General features: G+C 49.3%; 5 protein-coding genes. 3 read left to right on the top strand and 2 right to left on the bottom strand.

The features are described from left to right. Positions 1–221: 221 nt before the first annotated feature. Positions 222–641 (bottom strand): acyl-CoA thioesterase, encoded by a 420-nt coding sequence (locus tag Q0117_RS02900; protein WP_177386999.1) that lies wholly within the window; start codon positions 639–641, stop codon positions 222–224. A 184-nt stretch (positions 642–825) separates the two neighbouring features. Here Q0117_RS02900 and ciaB point away from each other — a divergent pair, with 184 nt between their 5' ends. Next, positions 826–2,640: an invasion protein CiaB gene (gene ciaB / locus Q0117_RS02895; protein WP_297922289.1), complete on the top strand. Its 1,815-nt coding sequence runs from the start codon at positions 826–828 to the stop codon at positions 2,638–2,640. A 194-nt stretch (positions 2,641–2,834) separates the two neighbouring features. Further along, positions 2,835–3,512, top strand: coding sequence for a hypothetical protein (locus Q0117_RS02890; RefSeq protein WP_297922286.1), 678 nt, complete (start codon positions 2,835–2,837; stop codon positions 3,510–3,512). 651 nt (positions 3,513–4,163) lie between these two features. On the opposite strand, the gene Q0117_RS02885 is transcribed toward Q0117_RS02890, so the two are convergent. Continuing rightward, a complete protein-coding gene (locus Q0117_RS02885) occupies positions 4,164–4,691 on the bottom strand; it encodes a hypothetical protein (protein WP_297922283.1) in 528 nt (175 codons plus the stop codon). 97 nt (positions 4,692–4,788) lie between these two features. On the opposite strand from Q0117_RS02885, the gene Q0117_RS02880 reads away from it, so the two are divergent. Further along, on the top strand, positions 4,789–6,314 hold a 1,526-nt coding region (locus tag Q0117_RS02880), incomplete at its 3' end, for an MFS transporter (protein ID WP_297922279.1).

Genomic DNA, 6,314 nt, shown 5'->3' with positions numbered 1-6,314 from the left:
AAAATTCTAAAATTCTAAAATTCTAAAATTCTAAAATTCTAAAATTCTAAAATTCTGTCTGCGAGGTTTTCTACCAAAATACTACACAGCAAAATTCCACGCTTAAAATTATAAAATTTTATGCAGCAAATTCTGTGCACTAGGCTTATCCCACATAAGAATTTTCGCGTTATAAGCTTGACGCTAAAATTCCTTGAGCTAAAACTAAAGTCTGAGAAATTTTAAAATCCATGCAGCCGCTTGATCTCTGCGCTGATCGGCTTTTTTTGACCTAATTTGGTCACGCTTACGTAGGTTGCGATCGCGCTGGTTACGTGCAGACACTCGCGAAATCCATCCTCACCAAGCCGCAACGCTGCGACCTCGATCTGCACGCGGATAGAGGTATTTCCTACGCTTAATACTTTTGCGTAGCAGCTGATGACATCGCCGATAAATACGGGCTGCTTGAAAGTTACCTCCTGCATCGAGATCGTCACGACCCGCTCGGGTGCTATCTCGCGCGCCGCCGTCGCGCCCGCTAAATCGATCTGCGCTAGTATCCAGCCGCCGAAAATATTGCCCGAGCTATTCGTATCCTTAGGCAGCGCTACGACCTTGATGCGCGGCTCGCCGAAATCGTCTAAGTCTAAATCGCTCATTTTTACTCCTTAAATTTAAAAATCTCGCATTTTAACCGCGCAAATTTAACACTTTTTCGATACAATCGGCAAAAATCTATGTCGAAATTTTAAAATTTTAAGCGGATGCGAGGATAGAATTTTGCTCGCGAAGCAGACACATTCCGCTCGTAAAAAGACGATAAAACGACAAAAAGGATACGCGATGAACGATTTTGTAAAACTTAGCGAGATGGCAGCGAGCGCTAAGGCGCGACTAAACGCCCTCTACGACGAGCCGCACGCCGAGCTGATCACGCACGGATTGGAGATCTGCGGCTTTGAGTCTGGCGATACTGCGCGCATTGCCGTGCTACGCCGAATCGTCGATCTCAAAGAGGATCCGCTGCTGCAAGAATTTCGCCGCTTAGGCTACGATGAGGCGCGACAGCGCGAGCTAAAGAGCAAAATGTATGATTTCACGCGCGAAATACACGAGGGCATGCACGCAACGCTCATCGCCGAAGCGGGCGCGCAGGGGATTTTGCAGCCCTTTTATCTGGAGCTTTTAAAGGGCGTGCACTGCATCGGGCTCGTGCTAAGCGATATGCAAAAAAGCTGGCAAGCCTTAATCATCGAAGGCGCGAACAAGCGCTGGGAAAAGGAATTTAGCTCGCTTGCGCAGGCGAAGGAATTTTTACTGCAAGAGGAGCTGTTTATGCGCACGCCTCACGGCGAGATCTGCGAGCGCTGCTACGGCGCGATAGTGCAGCGCGAGGGCAAATCCCAAATGGTGCCCTACGCCGTGGCATTTGCGGATGAGACGGCAAAGCTACAGAGCGAATTTAGCGATCTTTTGGAGCGCCTTGTGACGCTTGCAGAAGATGAGAGCGAGCTAGCTTACGTCGCGTATCTATCTAAGCTCAAACAGGCCTTTTGCGAGAGGGACGCTAGCGCGGCAATCGGCGCGTGGCGGGATGCGGAGATCGCGTGGATGGATATAAAAACGCCGCTTCAGATCGGGCATCCGCTCGAATACTACGAGGACGCCTACACGCACGCAGTCGCGCTAGAATGGGACGTCAGGCTTGCAGGCGCGTATGAGTTTAGCGCAGAGGAATTTAAAGCGCGCGTAAGCGAGAGCTTTGAGTGCGCGTATGAAAAAATAGACGCGAACAACGCCGTCATGCACTCGCTCGTGCTCTCAAACATCGCCAAAACCCAGCTTTACGTCTGCGCGCCGCTGATCTATTACGGAGCCGATCTTAACGGGCTCTTTTCGGCGCAGGTCGTACCCAACGACGAATTCGTAAGCACCAACTGCGGCAAGAAAATTTTCGCTTTCGTAAATTTCGTCTATGAAAGCGCCAAGGCTAGACCTTTTATGCGGCTAAGCGGCGAAATTTTTGAGCCTCACTATCTAAATTTCGGACGCGAAATTTTATTTAAAAAGCCGCAAATTTGGCGCCGCGTCTACGAAATATCGACGATCGGACACGAGTTCGGGCATATATTTTTCATCGACGCGGACACCGAGGCGCGCATGAACCGCTCGGGGCTTTTCAAGCTCATCGAGGAGTACAAGGCGACTACGGGCGGGCTCGTGAACTTCTTTTTCCACGAGGAGGCGGAGTTTTGCCTGCCGGTGCTGGATGAGCTGATCCGCCGCGCCGTGGGGCTCATCGCGTGGCAGCGGGTGGAGGAGCTCAAGCCCTACTACTGCGAGGCTCTGATACATCTGAGCTTGCTTTTTGCATCGGGCGTTTTGAAATTTGACGGCATGCGGCTGGCGGTTAAATTTGACCGCGCAGGCTATGAGAGCTTCAAGGCCGCGTGCCTGCAAAACTATGAGGAGCTGGCGCGGCTTTATTGCGACAAAAAGGACGCGGCGGAATTTTTATCGCGCTTCGCGGAGCTTAGCGACGGCGTGTATCTGCCGCGCGAGGCGCAGGTGCGGGAGTTTGTGAAGTTTTACTACTCGCGCTACGAAGCGATCGGCAACGAAACGGACCCTAGCAATGAGCGAGCAAAGTGGCTTTAAAATTTCAGCTCTGAACTGCGCCTTAAAATAATGGAAAGTGGGCGGGGTTGCGTCAAATTTCAAAACCCTATGCCGTAAAATTCTAAATTGAGCGATAGAATTTAGCATCTGGAAATTCTAAAATTCTATTCGCAAACTACGCACGCGAAGTTCTTTCGGAATTATAGAATTCCGCGGAATTTTAAGGGGAAAATATGGGATATTTTAAAAATTTACTCTCCGATTTGCGAAACGGCAGGCTCGCGCTGCACCCGATTTTACTCGCGGCGACGTTTTGCATAGTGAAAATTTCGTGGCCTTTTCTAATAGGGTCTACAGGTGGCGATGGCTCGGGCTGGACAATATTTGGCTATTTCATATTTATGGATTTTACGCAATGCACATGTTTCATAGCGCTGGGCGCGCATTTTGTTTATGTCGCGGGGCGCGGCGACAAAAATAGCCAAAGTAGTAGCCGTAAAAGCAGCGACTACGAAGGCTTTATACAACCCCGCGGGCTGCAATATTTAGCCGTGCTGCGCACTATCTTATGCGCCCTATGCATCATCGCGTGCGTGGCGGGCTATCTTAGCGCGGATATAAATCACCAGAAATTAGGCGTTCTGAATTGGTTTTTCCCGACTGCGTTATTAAGCGCTTTCATATATTTGATTGCGATCTGGGTTGTTACGACCGACTCTGAAATAGTAGCTTGGGGTGCCGTCTTTGGGACAAGCTATGTAGTCGCTTGCTATGCGGTTTGCAAATGTTTTTTTTGGTATGGTGGATATGTATTTTGGAAAGGGTTGGAGATAATCTTTCCGCTAATTTGGGCGTTTCATTTCAAGCGCACCTACATAAAGCGCCTAGCAGAGGAAATGCGCGAGGCGTAATGGTGAGTTGAACGCAGAATTTTAGCCAAAATTTTGCTGCCAACCGCAGTTTAAAATTAGCGCGAGCGTAGCTCTCCCTTTGAGCGTGCCAGGGGTTGGGGGATTTTAAGGGGGAAGGGGAGCGCCTCGCAAGTAGCGCCCCTTCCCCCTTAAGAGAAAACGCTGCCACGCCCCAAATTCTAGAGGCAAATTCTATATAGAGAAATTTTAAATTTATTACAAAATGAAATTCCGTTTAAATTTTAGCCCGCGATATGTTTCTCTTGGGGCGGGAAGGAGGCCCCAATTGCGAGGTCATACTTCTCGCAGAGGGTGGCGCTGCCCCGCAGCACCGCATTGCTCTGCTCGCCCCAAAACCCCACCCAACCCCCGACGACGCTAGCGGTGCAGGCTACGCCTGAGTTTAATTCTAATGAAACAAACAGGTATAATTCCTCGTGTCGTAATTCAGCTTGTATTAAAATTTTAACACTAGCCGCCAGGCTAAGCCTGGCAGCGTTTCTTGCGAGCGCAGCGAAGCAGAGTAAGTAACACCCCTAAGAGAAAACGCTGCCGCGAGTAAATTCCAAAGATAGAATTTTACATAGCGAAATTCTAGAATTTTAAATTTATATCGCGAATTTTATGAGCCTAAAATTTAAAAGCAAAGCTCTAAATTTTAATGTCCATATCCACGGGTTCGATCTGCAGCCCGCGCAGATCCGCAAGATGCTGTACCGTAGCGTCCGTCTCGGCGTTTTTTGGAAGGACGATGTGAAAGCCGCGATCAAACGCCAAGAAAAAATTCTCCCCGCCCGCAGCGATTCGATTTAGCGAGCGAACGGCAAATTTCTCGCTTGCGCGCGGCTCGCCCTTCGAAAATGAAATTTCATCTTCGCCCGCGATAAATTCCATCTCTATGTTTGAGTCTTGCGCGAGCTTGGCGGAAGCCAGATGCTTTCTTAGTATGCGGCGGTAAAATTTCGGATAAAAAATAAGCCACGCCGCACCCAAAATAACCGACGCCACGCTCGCAATCGGCGCCGTTTTCAAAAGCCCGTCAATGATGATGCCCATGAGCAAAAACTCAAAGGGTATGGCGTAGGTGCTTATGAGGCGCTGCTTGCGCGCCTTTTTGCTGTAAAGCAGCATAAATTTATTGAGATTATCGACATCGCGATTTGTGATTTGCACTTTCATATTTTTCCTTTAATTTTTGCGTAATTGTAGCGAAGCCGCCTTAAATTTGCGTCCGTTAACTTCCGTGAGATAAAATCCCGTTTTTAAAGGAGATAGCTTGAAATCTTTATTAAAAATCAACGGATTTTTGCCGTTTTTGGCGATTATGTTTATCAACGCAAGCGTCGATCTGGGTCATAAGATCACGATTCAAAACGTCCTTGTTAAAAGCGCCGATTCGGGCGCTCTCATCGCCCTTACCTCGCTTGTAAATTTGCTGATTTTACTGCCTTACGTATTTCTTTTTAGCGCCAGCGGCTATCTCAACGACAAATTCTCGCGCACCCGCATTACGCGGATCTGCGCGAAACTCGGCGTCGCGCTTACCGCGCTCATTACGCTAGGTTATCTGTGCGGGTGGTTTTATTTCGCGTTTTTTATGACGATCTTGCTTGCGGCGCAAAGCGCGATCTACTCGCCCGCCAAATACGGCCTGATTAAAAAGATCGTCGGCGCGAAAAATTTAGGCGCGGCAAACGGCCTCGTACAGGCTCTTACCATCATAGCAATTCTACTTTCATCGCTTGCGTTTTCGGTGATTTTCGAGCTGTTTGCGACGCGCAGCAGCGACGCGGGCGAGCTGATGAGTTCGGTTTGGTTCATCGGCATACTTTTAGTCGCAGGCTCCGCGCTTGAAACATACTACTCGTATAAAATTCCATTCTTCGACGCCGCGCAGCCGCAGGCGGAATTTAACAAAGACGACTATCTTAAGCTTCGCTATCTAAGGCAAAATTTAAATTTTGTGCTAAAAGACAAAAACGTTCTGCTCTGCACGCTGGGACTTTCGATGTTTTGGGCAGTCTCGCAGCTCGTGATCGCGACCTTCCCGGCTCACTACAAGAGCCTTAGCGGCAGCGATAACGTAATGGTGATCCAGGTGATCTTAGCTCTTAGCGCGATCGGAATCGCGTTAGGCTCGATCTTTGCGGGCAGCTACTGCAAAAAACATATCGAGCTCGGTATCGTGCCGTTCGGTGCATTCGGGCTCGCGCTCGCGCTAATGGTGTTAGCCAACGCGCACTCGGTATTTTGGCTCGGCACGGCATCGTTTTTCTTCGGATTTAGCGGCGGAATTTTCATCGTGCCGCTCAACGCCGTCATTCAGTTTTTTACCGCCGACGAGCGCATGGGACGGGTGCTCGCGGGCTCAAATTTTATTCAAAATATCTTTATGGTGCTGTTTTTGCTCATCGCCATCATCTTGGTGCATTTTGCGGTCGCCAGCGGCGAAATTTTCGTCATGGCGGCACTGTGCGTGCTCATATGCGGGATCTTCGGCGCAAAATATCTGCCACAGCTTTTCGTTAGAATTTTACTCATTCCGTTTATGAAATTTGGCTATCAAGTCCACGTAGACGGCATCGAAAACATCCCGCAAAAAGGCGGCGTACTGCTTTTAGGCAACCATATCAGCTGGATCGATTGGGCGGTGGTACAGCTTGCGTGCCCGCGCGGGGTGCGCTTCGTGATGCATCGCAGCTACTACGATCTGTGGTATTTGAAGTGGTTTTTTAAAATTTTCCGCGTCATTCCGATCGGAGCGGGCGTGAGCAAAAGCGCGATCGAAAGCATCCGCGAGGC

Origin of the sequence: uncultured Campylobacter sp. (genome assembly GCF_937997535.1) — a bacterium.
Lineage (GTDB): Bacteria > Campylobacterota > Campylobacteria > Campylobacterales > Campylobacteraceae > Campylobacter_B.
This window is presented reverse-complemented; position numbering and strand designations above follow the sequence as displayed.

Excerpts from the sequence above, each read along its gene's own strand:
- Q0117_RS02900 (WP_177386999.1), bottom strand. The coding sequence starts at position 641 with ATGAGCGATTTAGACTTAGACGATTTCGGCGAGCCGCGCATCAAGGTC.
- ciaB (WP_297922289.1), top strand. The coding sequence starts at position 826 with ATGAACGATTTTGTAAAACTTAGCGAGATGGCAGCGAGCGCTAAGGCG.
- Q0117_RS02890 (WP_297922286.1), top strand. The coding sequence starts at position 2,835 with ATGGGATATTTTAAAAATTTACTCTCCGATTTGCGAAACGGCAGGCTC.
- Q0117_RS02885 (WP_297922283.1), bottom strand. The coding sequence starts at position 4,691 with ATGAAAGTGCAAATCACAAATCGCGATGTCGATAATCTCAATAAATTT.